Source organism: Kribbella sp. NPDC054772 (assembly GCF_053611945.1).
Window position 1 is genome coordinate 62,670 of sequence record NZ_JBSHBJ010000001.1, and the last position, 13,256, is coordinate 75,925.

Annotated in this window: 11 protein-coding genes; 9 read left to right on the forward strand and 2 right to left on the reverse strand. The window is 68.6% G+C overall.

The window, feature by feature from the left end; translation table 11 throughout:
* The first annotated feature begins 157 nt into the window (after positions 1-157).
* The 8 genes from ACWGID_RS00300 (at position 158) to ACWGID_RS00335 (ending at position 9,289) form a co-directional block, all read left to right on the forward strand.
* Positions 158-1,537 carry an MFS transporter gene (locus tag ACWGID_RS00300; RefSeq protein WP_452192967.1) on the forward strand — a complete coding sequence of 460 codons (1,380 nt, stop codon included), beginning with the start codon at positions 158-160 and terminating at the stop codon, positions 1,535-1,537.
* 41 nt (positions 1,538-1,578) lie between these two features.
* Positions 1,579-2,376 carry an inositol monophosphatase family protein gene (locus ACWGID_RS00305; RefSeq protein ID WP_452192969.1) on the forward strand — a complete coding sequence of 266 codons (798 nt, stop codon included), beginning with the start codon at positions 1,579-1,581 and terminating at the stop codon, positions 2,374-2,376.
* Entirely contained in the window at positions 2,373-3,323 is a 951-nt protein-coding gene (locus ACWGID_RS00310; RefSeq protein ID WP_452192971.1) for a carbohydrate ABC transporter permease, read from the forward strand. The genes ACWGID_RS00305 and ACWGID_RS00310 overlap by 4 nt, the downstream gene beginning before the upstream one ends.
* Positions 3,320-4,132 (forward strand): carbohydrate ABC transporter permease, encoded by an 813-nt coding sequence (locus ACWGID_RS00315; RefSeq protein ID WP_452192973.1) that lies wholly within the window; start codon positions 3,320-3,322, stop codon positions 4,130-4,132. Before ACWGID_RS00310 ends, ACWGID_RS00315 begins: the two co-directional genes overlap by 4 nt.
* Before the next feature lie 2 nt (positions 4,133-4,134).
* Positions 4,135-5,451 carry an ABC transporter substrate-binding protein gene (locus ACWGID_RS00320; RefSeq protein ID WP_452192975.1) on the forward strand — a complete coding sequence of 439 codons (1,317 nt, stop codon included), beginning with the start codon at positions 4,135-4,137 and terminating at the stop codon, positions 5,449-5,451.
* Complete coding sequence (locus ACWGID_RS00325) at positions 5,448-6,122, forward strand: glycerophosphodiester phosphodiesterase (protein ID WP_452192977.1); 675 nt, start codon at positions 5,448-5,450, stop codon at positions 6,120-6,122. Before ACWGID_RS00320 ends, ACWGID_RS00325 begins: the two co-directional genes overlap by 4 nt.
* Positions 6,123-6,291: 169 nt before the next feature.
* The gene (locus ACWGID_RS00330; protein ID WP_452192979.1) at positions 6,292-7,488 is read left to right on the forward strand and encodes a Gfo/Idh/MocA family protein; all 1,197 of its coding nucleotides are present in this window, start codon (positions 6,292-6,294) and stop codon (positions 7,486-7,488) included.
* A gap of 223 nt (positions 7,489-7,711) precedes the next feature.
* Entirely contained in the window at positions 7,712-9,289 is a 1,578-nt protein-coding gene (locus ACWGID_RS00335; RefSeq protein WP_452192981.1) for a phosphodiester glycosidase family protein, read from the forward strand.
* Here the strand turns inward: ACWGID_RS00335 and ACWGID_RS00340 are convergent.
* Positions 9,279-9,692: a hypothetical protein gene (locus ACWGID_RS00340; RefSeq protein WP_452192983.1), complete on the reverse strand. Its 414-nt coding sequence runs from the start codon at positions 9,690-9,692 to the stop codon at positions 9,279-9,281. The two genes, ACWGID_RS00335 and ACWGID_RS00340, sit on opposite strands and share 11 nt — an antisense overlap.
* Positions 9,689-10,384, reverse strand: coding sequence for a GntR family transcriptional regulator (locus tag ACWGID_RS00345; protein ID WP_452192985.1), 696 nt, complete (start codon positions 10,382-10,384; stop codon positions 9,689-9,691). The genes ACWGID_RS00340 and ACWGID_RS00345 overlap by 4 nt, the downstream gene beginning before the upstream one ends.
* Positions 10,385-10,504: 120 nt before the next feature.
* On the opposite strand from ACWGID_RS00345, the gene ACWGID_RS00350 reads away from it, so the two are divergent.
* Positions 10,505-13,219, forward strand: a complete 2,715-nt coding sequence (locus ACWGID_RS00350; RefSeq protein ID WP_452192987.1) for a UxaA family hydrolase — start codon at positions 10,505-10,507, stop codon at positions 13,217-13,219.
* Positions 13,220-13,256: the final 37 nt, after the last annotated feature.

Here is a 13,256-nt window from a genome sequence, read left to right on the forward strand (position 1 = left end):
CCCCCCCCCCCCCCCCCCCCCGGCCACCCCCCCGCGCCCCACAGGCAAACACACCCCCCGGGGCCCCATTCCACCCCCGCGGGGGCCCCCACCACCCTTTGGGGGGCCGCCTATTGTGTTGGTGCGGGCTCAAAGTCCGCCGCGAGGGAGGTGCGGCGTGACGAAGGTGGTGGAGGAGCGGGTCGCGACGGGGGTGCCGGCTCGGTACGCGTCGTCGGTCGGGCTCGGGACGTTGTTGCAGCCGCTGAACTCCTCGATGATCGCGGTCGCGCTGGTGGCGATCGGCGCGGACTTCCACGCCGGGACGGAGACGCAGTGGCTGGTCTCCGGGCTCTATCTCGCGACTGCAGTGTCGGCGCCGACCGCCGGACGGCTGGCTGATCTGCTCGGGGCCCGGCGCGTGTTCCTCGCTGGGTTGGTGCTGGTCGCGCTGGTGTCCGCGCTGGCGCCGCTGTCGCCGAGCCTCGGCTGGCTGATCGCCGCGCGCGTTCTGCTCGGCATCGGCACCGGCGCGCAGTTCCCGTCCGGCGTTGCGATGATCCGTCGCATCGCCGACCGCCGAAAGGCCTCCGCGGTCGGTGCCCTCGGGCTGCTGTCCGTCTTCGCTCAGACCTCGGCGGCGCTCGGCCCCAGCGTCGGTGGCTTCCTGGTCGGCGCGTTCGACTGGCAGGCGATCTTCCTCGTGAACCTCCCGGTCGCCGCGATCGCAGGCATCGCCGTACTGCGCCTCGTCCCCAAGGATCCGCCGCGGCCCGCGGATGACGACCGGAAGCTCTGGCGTGAGATCGACCTTCTCGGGCTGGTCCTCTTCACACTCGCGATGACCGCGCTGATGCTCGTCCTGCTCTCGCTGACCACGCGTCCGATCTGGTGGTTGCTCGCGCTGGCAGTCCCGCTGACGGCCGTCTTCATCATCTGGGAGCGACGCTCCAGCAGCCCGTTCGTCGACGTACGACTGCTCGCCCGCAGCGCACCACTCTCCCTCGGCTACCTGCGCACGATGCTCACGTACGTCGCCTTCTATGCGATCTTCTACGGTCTGCCCGGGTGGCTCGAGCAGGGCCGTGGTCTCGATCCGACGCAGGTCGGCCTGATCGTCCTCCCGATCGCGACTCTGGGAGCGATCACCGTCGCGATCGCGACCCGGCTCGCCCGCAATCACGGTCCCCGACTGCTCCTCGTCATCGGTTCGGCCGGTCTGTTGATCGGCGGCGCCGCCCTCGCCTTCGGAGTCCACGCCGGTACGCCGATCGTGGTCCTGGTGCTGATCAGCGCGATCCTCGGCGTACCCAACGGATTCAACGGGCTCGGCAACCAACTGGCCGTGTACCGCGCCGCGCCGCCCGAGGTCGCCGGCGCCGCGGCGGGCCTGTTCCGAACCTCGCAGTACGTCGGGGCAAACCTGGCCGCCGCGGCGATCGCGCTCGTGTTCGCCGGGCCTGCGACCGACGGCGGACTGCACCGGCTCGGGCTGCTCGTCGGCGGGATTGCAACGATTCTGCTTCTGGATGTGATCTTCGTGAGAAAATCACAGTGATTCTCTATACGTAACCATCGTTCGGTGATAATTTCACCGGCATGCCCGCAGCCCTGAACCTCCTTGACCTGCGTGAGCTGGCCGTTCGGCTGGCGACCGCAGCGGGTGCGGAGCTCCTGGCTCGTCAACAGAGTCTGTCGATCGATGCGGCCGGTGTCGAAACCAAAAGTTCTGTCAGCGATCCGGTCAGCGCGGCCGATCGTGCATCGGAGAAGCTGATCACCGACGGCATCACCGCGGAACGCCCCGGCGACGGACTGCTCGGCGAGGAAGGTGCTTCCCGCCCCTCGACCACCGGCCTGACCTGGGTGATCGACCCCCTCGACGGCACGGTCAACTATCTGTACGGCCGGCTCGACTGGTGCGTCTCGATCGCCGTCGAGGACGCGGACGGCGCTCTCGCCGGCGTGGTCCACCAACCGCGCACCGGGACGACCTGGTCCGCTACCCGCGACGCCGGCGCCTACCGCGACGGCGAACGGCTGGGTCCGCCGCGGCAGTCCCAGCTGGACACGGCTCTCGTCGGTACGGGCTTCTCGTACCTGCCCCATCGCCGCGCCGAACAGGCCGAGATCCTCTGCCGGCTGCTGCCCTCCGTCCGCGACATCCGCCGCGGTGGATCCGCCGCCCTCGATCTCTGCGCGGTCGCCGACGGTACGGCGGACGCGTATTACGAGCACGTCATCCAGCCGTGGGACGTCGCCGCCGGCGCCCTGATCGCCCGCGAGTCCGGCGCGACCGTCGTCCGCGGACCCGGAACGGCTTTCGAACAAGGCATTCTGGCTGCCGCCCCTTCGGTGGCAGCCCCGCTTCTGGAACTACTGAGGAGGTCGGTGTGACGGTAGTTGACCTGCCGGCCCGGACCCATCCGGACGAACAAAAAATTGCCCAAGGCAATGATCAGCTCAAACGCCGAAGGCGTCGTGAGTACGGGCTGTTCGCGCTGCTGGTGGCGCCGAACCTGCTGGTGATCGCAGTCTTCGCGTACTGGCCGATCATCTACAACGCGTTCCTCAGTCTGACCGACTGGAACATGATCGCCGCACGCCCGAAATTCGTCGGGCTCGCGAACTACGGCCGTACCCTGACCGACCCGGCGTTCCACAAGACGCTGTGGGTGACGGTCGTGTTCACCGGCCTGATCGTGGTCGGCAGTCTGGTGATCGGGCTGGCGCTCGCGTTCCTCTTCAACCTGCCGCTGAAGGGCCGCGGGGCGGTCCGGACGATCGCGTTCGCGCCGCACATCCTGTCCGGCGCGGCGGTCGCGACCATCTGGGCGTTCATCTTCGACCCCGGGTACGGCCTGATGCGGGCGCTGATCGAACCGTTCGGCGCCGAACCGCCGGACTGGATGAACAACTCCGACTGGGCACTGCCGGGTCTCGTCATCGTCTACCTGTGGAAGAACGTCGGCTTCGCCGCGCTGATCTACCTCGCCGGCCTGCAGGGCCTGCCGAAGGAGCTCGACGAGGCGGCGGCGATCGACGGCGCGTCGACCTGGACCCGGTTCCGGTCGATCAAGCTGCCGCTGCTTGCCCCGATCACCTTCTTCCTGTTGATCACCACGGTGATCGGTACGTTCCAGGCGTTCGACGTGATCGCGGTGATGACCGGTGGTGGCCCTGGTGACGCCACCACCACGCTCAGCTGGTCGATCTACAACGAAGGTTTCCAGGCGTTCAACGCGGGCCGCGCGGCGACGCTGTCGATCATCATGTTCGTCATCCTGCTGGTCGTCACCACGGTGCAGGCCCGGGTAATGGAGAGGCGGGTGCACTACCGATGAAGACACGCGCGATCCAGTACGTCGTACTGATCGGTGTGGCGGCCGTGTTCCTCGGACCGCTCTACTGGTTGCTGTCGACGGCGGTCAAACAGCCGACCGAGATCTACCAGTGGCCGCCGGCCTGGTGGCCGCATTTCACCTGGGAGAACTTCAGCCTGGCGTGGAAGGCCGCGCCGTTCGACCGGTTCTTCCTGAACTCCACGATCATCACCGTCGTCGGTACGGCGCTGAAGGTGGTGAACGCGGTCCTGACGGCGTACGCCTTCGCGTACCTGCGGTTCCCGTTCAAGAAGATCCTGTTCTTCCTGGTGCTCGGCGCGATGATGGTGCCCGGTCACGTGACCCTGCTGCCGAACTACCTGACGGTGGCGTCGCTCGGCTGGATCAACACGTACGCCGGGCTGATCATCCCGGGCATCGGGTCCGCGTTCGCGACGTTCCTGATGCGGCAGCACTTCCTGACGCTGCCGACCGAGGTGACGGACGCGGCCGCTGTCGACGGCGCGGGACACCTGCGCACGCTGTGGCGCGTCGTACTGCCGATGTCGCAGCCGATGCTGATCACCGTCGTCGTGATCACCGCGGTGGAGGAGTGGAACAACTTCGTCTGGCCGCTGATCGTCACCAACACCGCGTCGATGCGGACCCTGCCCGTCGGGCTGCTGATCCTCAAGGACGAGGAGGGTCTCGCCGCCTGGGGCACGATCATGGCCGGAACGCTGCTCGTACTGGCGCCGATGCTGCTGATCTTCCTGATCGCCCAGCGCTACATCGTCGGCGGCATCACGGCCGGAGCTCTGAAGGGATGAGCATGCGACGTCGTACTTTCCTCGGAGTCACCGCAGGACTCTCGCTGGCCGGATGTGGCTACCGTTCGGTCGACGCGATCTACTCGCAGCCGGCCGGATCCGTGCCGAAGCAGTACGCGAACCGCACCCGGGTGGTGCTGTGGTCGTCGTACGGCGGCGTGAACGGCAAGGCGGTCGGCAAACTCGTTGACAAGTTCAACGAATCGCAACAGGACGTGTACGCCGAGGTGCAGTTCCAAGGCAGTTACGACGACGTGGCGCAGAAGGTCGCGGCCGCGCTGGTCGCGAAGCAGGCGCCGGATCTCGCCGTACTGTCCGATGTCACCTGGGAACGGTTCTTCCTGAACGACGCGCTCGAGCCGCTCAACGACCACTTCACCGACGGCTTCGGTCCGGGGGTCTACCAGGAGAAGCTGTTCGGCGAGTACGTCGTGAAGGGGCAGAGCTGGGCGGTGCCGTTCGCCCGCAGTACGCCGATCCTCTACTACAACCGCGACGCGTTCGCGAAGGCCGGGCTGCCGGATCGCGCACCGCGGACCTGGAGCGAACTGCGCTCGTGGGTACCCGAGCTCGCGAAGGTGCAGTCGGGTGGACGGTCGATGCGGACGATCGCGTTCGCGAAGATCGACGGCGACTGGCAGTTCCAGGGGAACGTGTGGCAGTTCGGTGGCGCGTACTCCAAGGGGCTGGACGTCACGATCGACGAGGCCGGTGCGGTCGCGGCCGGCGAGTGGCAGCGGTCGATGGTGCACGATCTCGGGGCGGCGTACATGGCGAGCAGCCCGAGCACGGACTTCGCGAACGGGCTGGTCGGCGTGATCCAGGAGTCGACCGGTGGCATGAAGACCATCACCAGCAAGGCGAAGTTCAAGGTCGGCGCCGGGTTCATCCCGTCGGAGGTCGCGGCCGGGATCGCCACCGGTGGCGGCGGGATCGGCATGCTGCGGAACATCTCGACCGAACGCAAGCAGGCCGCGGCGAAGTTCCTGGCGTTCCTCGCGCTGCCCGAGAACTCGGCGTGGTGGACCACGCAGACCGGTTACCTGCCGGTGGTGAACAAGGCCCGCGAGGACGCCGAGCTGAAGAAGCTGATCGCCGAGCAGCCGAACTACGGTGTGGCGATCGCCCAGCTGGCCAACGCGCGCCAGCAGGACGGGATCCGGCTGTACGGGCGGAACGCGAACGTGTCGATCTACACCGGGCTGCAGCAGATCTACGCGGACAACGCAAAGCCCCAGAAGGTCTTCGGTTCGGTCGCGAAGCGGCTCGAGGCGATCGGCGACGAGGTCAAACGGCTCTACGAGGAGAAGGTTCTGTGATCATCACCGGCCACCGGGGCGCACTCGGGACGGCACCGGAGAACACGCTGCGATCGTTCCGGAAGGCGGTCGCCGACGGCTGCGACGAGATCGAGCTCGACCTGCGGGTCAGCGCCGACGGCGAGCTCGTGATCATGCACGACGCGACCGTCGACCGGACGACGTCCGGAACCGGCGAGATCGCGGCGCTGACGCTCGCCGAGATCCGGGCGCTCGACGCGGGCGAGGGCGAGCAGGTGCCGACCTGGTCGGAGGTGGTCGCCGCGGTGGACATCCGGATCCAGGCGGAGGTCAAGGCGGAGGCCGCCGTACCGCTGCTCGCGCAGTCCCTGAAGTCCGACCCGGCTTTGGCCGCGCGGACCGTGGTGACGTCGTTCCACCCGGAGATCCTGGTGGCTGTGCGCGAGCTGTTCCCGGAGGTCGAGACCGGGCACATCTTCGGCCGTACGCCGGAGATCCGCGAGGTGATCGCCCGAACCCGGGCGGCCGGGGCGACCTGGTCGATGTGCGGCCTCGCGGGCCTCACCGCCGAGGGGATCGCGGAGCTGCACACCGCCGGCCTGAGAGCCACCGCCTGGCCGGTCCCCGACGCCGCAACCCTCGCCGAAGCCACCGCCCTAGGCGTCGACGGCGTCACGACCGACAACCCGCATCTGCTCGGCGCGAGCTGACCCCGGATCTCCAGGCCATCACAATCCCGTCTTTCGGACGTCCTCCCGCGGAGCCGACGCCGCGGAGCCCGATGGTGATGGCCTGGCGGTCCGCCGTGTCCTGTGTCACACGAATCAACGTCCGAATATGTTCTTCCGTGGAACATAAATGTGTGATTGCCTTGGCGTCATGGGAATCAGCATCGGTGTGGTCGGAGCCGGCCAGTTCGCCCCCTCCTTCCTGCGGCTGTGGTCCGCGCATCCTGACGTCTCCGAGGTCCGCCTGACCGACGTCGTCCCGGAGCGGACCGCCGAGATGGCCGCCAAGCAAGGCATCACGGTCACGCACGCGTCGTTCGAGGAGATGCTCGAGTCGGACGTGGACGCGGTCGCGATCTTCACCCAGCGCTGGCTGCACGGTGAGATGGCGATCAAGGCCCTCGAGGCCGGGAAGCACGTCTACTCGACGGTCCCGATGGCGATCGAGGCCGACCAGATCGCCCGGATCATCGAGCTCGTCAAGGAGACCGGGCTCACTTACATGATGGGTGAGACCAGCTTCTACTACCCGTCCTCGGTGTACTGCCGGCAGAAGCTCGCCGACGGCGCCTTCGGCCGGGTGTTCTACTCCGAGGGCGACTACGTCCACGACATGGACCTCGGGTTCTACGCGGCGTACCAGTACTCCGGTGGCGAGGACTGGAAGAAGACCGCCTCGTTCCCGCCGCTGCTCTACCCGACGCATGCCGTCGGCAACGTTCTGTCGGTGACCGGTCAGCACGCCACCCACGTGTCGGCGATCGGCGTCAAGGACGACCGCGGCGACGGTGTGTTCGACAAGGACGTCAGCCAGTTCGACAACGACTTCTCGAACGCGACCGCGTTGTTCAAGCTCGCCGACGGCAGCATCATGCGGACCAACGAGATGCGCCGGGTCGGGTACCCGTCGCACATCCGCGAGTCGCGGCTGCGGGTGTTCGGTACCGAGGGCAGCTTCGAGCAGCTCGCGACCACGACCCTGTGGCAGAACAAGGAAGGCGTCGAGGACGTCTCCAACCTGATGGAGACCAAGCCGAGCGGCTCGCACGACGACGCCGACCTGGCGAACGTCGACCCGGCGCTGCGCGACGCGTTCCGGTCCGGCCTGTCGCCGGTCCACGACCGCTCGCGGCTCCCGAAGGAGTTCGCCGGCCTGCACAACGGCCACGAGGGCTCGCACCACTTCCTCGCCGACGACTTCGTCCGCGCGGTCGCCGACAAGGCCCTGCCGCCGATCAACGCCTGGGTCTCGGCCCGCTACACGCTGCCCGGCATCTACGCGCACCAGTCCGCGCTCCAGGGCGGCGTACAGCTGGAGATCCCCGACCACGGCGACGCCCCGGCCTGAACATAAGAACGGGTAGTGGTCGGCTTCGCCGTGACTCGCCGAGCGTGAGCGCCCGCCGAATCCGGCCGAACAGCCGACCACTACCCGTCCTTCGGTACACCTCCTCTGTTTGCCGGGGTTTCTGTCAGCGACTACGACGTGGCGGGGCGCCGTTGGAGTGATGTTCAGGTCCGCGACGCTCACTCGGGTTGCGGCGTACCCGGCGGGACCGTAGGAACGACCTATGACCCTGCGACGCCTGGGCCTGCCCGCCCTCTGTCTGTCCCTGACCCTTGGTGGCACCACCGCGATCGCCACCCCGCCGACCGACCATCTCCCGCTCGGGCCGGCCAACCTCACCGAGACCCGTGACACCCGGACGCTGCAGCCGGGTGTCACGCTCACGACGATCGTCCGCGGCCAGAGCGACAGCTCCGCCGGCTGGACGGTCGAGATCTCGATCCCGTCGTCCTCGCCCGACCCGGACGCACCGGCTGCCGCGTTGTCCGATCGGGTCGGTGCCGACAAGGCCGCCGACAAGCTGCGCGCGGCCGGTCTGGAGCCGCGCGTCGAGGACGTGCCGACACCGAAGCTCGCCGACGCCGGCGGGAACAGCCTGGGGTACCGCGTGCGTGTCGGGCTGTTCGCGACCAAGGCGGAAGCCGACGCACTGCGGACCAAGGTGATCGCGGCCGGGCTGAACGGTTCGAGCCTCTACACGGGCTGGGACGGCGAGCCGGACGACGTGGCGGGTTCGACCGGGCCGTGGCATGTGCAGGTGCTGACGATCGACCCGAAGACGTTCCGCGGCACGCTCGACGCGACGTACGGCCCCGACATCGAGCAGCGCGAGACGACCAGCACCCTCGCGACGCTGACCGGCGCGACGGCCGCGATCAACGCCGGCTTCTTCGTCCTCGACCCGAAGTCCGGTGCGCCTGGTGATCCGGCAGGCGTCGGGGTGTACGACGGCCGACTGGTCAGCGAGCCGACGAACGGCCGGCCCGCACTCGTCCTCGGTCCGAGTGGTACGTCGGTCGACCGCTTCACCTGGCGCGGGACCGTCGGCAAAGACCTGCCGCTCGACGGGCTCAACCGCGTACCGGGCCTGATCCGCAACTGCGGCGGTACGGCGGACGACCTGCCGACCGCGAAGCCGCTGCACGACACCACCTGCACCGACCCCGACGAACTGATCGCGTTCGACCCGTCGTACGGCGTCTCCACCCCGAACGGACCCGGCGCCGAGGCGATCCTCAACCGCCGGGGCATCGTCACCGCCATCCGGACCACTCGCGGTGGCGCGATCCCCGAGGGCGGCCGGACCGTTCAGGCGACCGGGAACCTGGTCGCTCCGCTGCTCGCCGCGGCCACGGTCGGGAAGCCGCTGTCGATCCGGTCGACCCTGCTCAACGATCACGGTCGCCCGGTCCCGCTGACCCGGCGTACGACGATCGTCAACGGCGGACCGGAGTTGGTTCGCGACGGACGGATCCACGCGACCGCGGCGGCGGACGGGATGGTCCAGGCCACCCCGAGCTTCTACTACGGCTGGGTCCACAAGCGGAACCCGCGCACGATCGCCGGCGTCGACGACCACGGCCGCACCGTCCTGATCACCGCCGACGGCCGCAACGTGAACAGCCTCGGCCTGTCCATCTCCGAGGCCGCCGCGGTCGCCAAGTCCTTCCACCTCCGCGAAGCCATCAACCTGGACGGCGGCGGCTCCACCACCATGGTCGCCGACGGCAAAGTCCTCAACACCCCGTCCGACGCCGCCGGCGAACGCCCGGTCGGCGACGCGCTGGTGATCACGAAGTAGGTACCGCGATCAGGTCCAGGTCACGCCACGGGAGCAGACGGACGGCAACCGCGGATCGGTTCTCGAGTTCGGCGTGCAGCAATCGATGGACGCCATCGAGGATCGTGACGCGGTTGTCGAGGCGGGCGAGGGCGTCGAGCGGATGGATCAGATCGGCGGCCAGGGTTCGGTCGTACTGCTCCCGATAGGTCACCGGGTCCGCCGCGACCTGGCGTGGCGTGACCTGGAACGGCTTCCCGGCGTACGCCCAGAACGGGAGGTCGAGATGGTGCCTGAGGGCTTCGACGGGCATCGACACCACGGGCAGATCGAGTGCGTGCAGAAGCTCGAGATCCCACTGGAAGTCGAGGATGTACGCCGACAGTTCCTCGGGCACCGCGAGGGGGAACGGGCGCCGGTTCACTCGTAGATTCGGCGGAGCCGGAGCGTCATCGAGTTCTCGATGTGGTGGGTCATCGCGGCTTCCGCGGCCGTCGGGTCGCCTGAGGTGATGGCGTCGACCAGGGTGCGGTGTTCGGTGAGGACCTCGGGGCCGATGTCGCGGTCGTAGTGCAGACGGAAGATGTGCAGGTGGCAGTGGGTGCGCTCGAACGCGAGCCGGACCTGCTCGCTGCCGGACAACGACGCGATCAGCGAGTGGAACCGGTTGTCGTGGGCGGTCAGTGACTTGTAGCCGGCGTAGTCGATCGACGTGGGCTCGACGGCGTTCGCGAGCTCGGCGCGCAGCCGGGTCTCGCCCTCGGCATCGATGCGTTCGGCGGCGCGGTGCGCGGCCCAGGGCTCGAGCAGCAGCCGGAAGCGGTACAGGTCGTCGAACTCCGCCAGCGTGAGCAGCGGCGTCGCGCGGTACCCCTTCAGCGGCTCCTTGACGGCGAGCCCCTCGGACTCCAGCCGCGCGAGCGCCTCGCGGACGGGCGTCGACGAGACCTGGAACTCTCGCGCCAGCCCGTCGATGGAGATCCGGGCGCCGGGGCGGATGACGTGGTCCATCAGCATTGTCTTGATGGCCTCGTACACGTCGTCGGCCAGCATCTGCCGTCGCAGCAGCCGCCGGTCCACGGGTGCGATCGGCTCCTGCCCCGCCGTCTCAGCCATCAGCTGTCTCCGGATCTGGTCGCGGTCTTGACCCCACCGGTCAGGTTTCGGCAGGGTAACACTGGTAATCATGCATCATGCACGATTCTGGGCCGAGTGAGCTACGGGAAGGCGCGAACGATGGTGAGGTTCGAACAGATCGGCGTCCTGCCCGAGCCGGGTGACAACGTCGCGATCGCGTCCCGCCGGCTGGACGCCGGGACGCAGGTCGAGCTCGACGGTACGACGGTCACGCTGCCGCACACCGTGCTCGAAGGGCACCGCTTCGTGGTCACCCCGGTCGCGACCGGCAACGCCCTGACCTCGTGGAACACCGCATTCGCGCGCGCGTCCCGCGACCTGGTTCCGGGCGACTACGTCTGTACGCCGACCAGCCTCGCCGCGGTCACCGCCCGTGGTGTCGACGGCCTCCCGGAGGAACCGTCCGCGACCAACGAGCCGCTCGACCCGTACGAGCTCGACGAGTCCGCGCTGACCTTCGGTGCCCAGGTGACGAGCGTCGAGCAGCCCGGAACGTTCCTCGGCTACCCGCGTGAGCAGGGCCCGGCGGGCACCCGGAACCACGTCGTACTGCTGGCGACCAGTTCGCGGAGCAGTGGGTTCGTCACCGAGCTCGCGCGGCGCTTCGACGGTGCGGCCGCGGGCGATGGCGTCGTACCGGTGGCGCACACCGAGGGTGGCGAGGACGAAGTACCGAACAACCTGCACTTCCTGCTCGCGACGCTGGCCGGCTTCACGCTGAACCCGAACGTCGGCGCCGTCCTGATCGTCGACACCGAGGGCGACGTGGTCTCGGGCGACGCGATCAAGGAGTTCATGGTCGAGCACGGGTACCCGTCGCTCAAGGTGCCGCACGCGTATTTCACCCGGGAGCACGGTTTCGAGACCGACCTCACGGCCGCCGGCGCGCAGATCGAGCCGTGGCTGCCGATCGTCGACGCGCAGCAGCGCCAGGAAGTCCCGCTCGCGGACCTGAAGATCGCTCTGCAGTGTGGCGGCTCCGACGCGTTCTCCGGTATCTCGGCCAACCCGCTCGCCGGTCAGGTCAGCGCCGAGGTCATCCGGCACGGCGGTACGGCGGTGCTCGCGGAGACCGACGAACTGATCGGTGCCGAGCCGTACGTCCTGCAGAACGTCCGCGACCTCTCGACCGCGAAACGCTTCCTCGCCACCATCAAGTCGTTCAAGGAACGCGTCGGCTGGCACGGCCACACCGCCGAGGGCAACCCGTCCGGCGGCAACGTGTACCGCGGCCTCTACAACATCGTGCTGAAGTCGATCGGCGCCGCGCGCAAACTGCCCCGCGAAGTACGCCTCGACCACGTGATCGATTACGGCGAACCGCTGCCCGGCGACGGCTACATCTTCATGGACAGCCCCGGCAACGACCTGGAGTCGGTGGCCGGCCAGATCGGCAGCGGCTGCAACCTGATCTTCTTCACCACCGGGAACGGCTCGATCACCAACTTCCCGTTCGTCCCGACGCTGAAGTTCGTCACCACCAGCGCGCGGTACAAGCGCCTGCAGGCCGAGATGGACGTCGACGCGGGCAAGTACCTGACCGGTACGTCGATGCCCGATCTGACCGCGGAGACCTTCGACCTCGTGGTCCGGGTCGCGTCCGGCGAGAAGAGCGCAGGCGAACGCGCCGGCCACAGCCAGGTGTCGATCTGGCGGAACTGGAAGCAGACCGGCCCGGTCGAAGGCGTCTCGATCACCACCGACGGCCGGATGAGCCGCAAGCTCGCCGACCTGCCGGCCGAGGACCGCGACGCTCCGCTCGACGGTCGGCCGCACGCGGGTCTGACCTCCGACGGCCGCACTCTCACCGAACTCCTCAGGGTCGACGACCGACTGGTCCCCGAGGCCGTCGGCCTGATCCTGCCGACCAGCCTCTGCTCCGGCCAGATCGCGCTGCGAATCGCGGCCCAGGCGGAGCTGGAGAGGTGGGCCGGCGACTCGGTCACCCGGATGGTCGCCCTGCCGCACACCGAGGGCTGTGGAAGCAGCGGCGGCGCCTCCGAGGAGACGTTCGCGCGGATCATGCTCGGGTACCTGCTGCACCCGAACACCCGGATGGCGCTGCTCCTCGAGCACGGCTGCGAGAAGACGCACAACGACTACTTCCGCTCGCGCCTGGTCGAGGCCGGCGCCGACCCGTCCCGCTTCGGCTGGGCGAGTATCCAGGCCGACGGTGGTCTGGACGCGGTCGGCGGCCGGGTCAAGGACTGGTTCAGCAGCTTCGACATCCCCGCACCGGCCGACGAGGACGGCAACCTCGGCGCGCTGACGATCGGTCTCGAAGCCCGCGGTCCGTTCTCGGACGCGACCGCCGAAGCGCTCGCGCTGATCGGCCGTGAGATCGTCGGCTCCGGCGGTTCGGTCGTCCTCTCGTCACGCGGCGCACTCCTCGCCCACGACGCCTTCCGTACGGCGGCCTTCGGGTCGACCGACCCGGTGGGTCCGACCGTCGCGCACGGGCAGCGCCTCGCCGCACCGGGCTGGCACGTGATGCGGATGCCCGGCACGGACTGGATGGAGACCGCGACCGGGTTCGGCGCGACCGGCGTCCAGCAGATCCTCGCGCATGTGGCCGGCGGTACCTTGTCGGCGCAGCGGTTCGTCCCGGTCGTTGAATTCAGCAACGATCCCGAGACGGTGGCGACGTACGGCGACGACCTGGACGCGGTGGCCACCGGTGACGCGGCCGAACAGGCCCGGATCGGTCTGGACACGATCGCCGCCGTCGCCAGTCGCCGGCTCGTCCCCAAAGCGGTTGCGTCCGGCAACGTTGGTTTCCAGATCACCCGTGGTCTGCTCGGTACCTCGATGTGAAAGGTTCGTCCATGCACCTGGTCCGTTATCTCTCCCC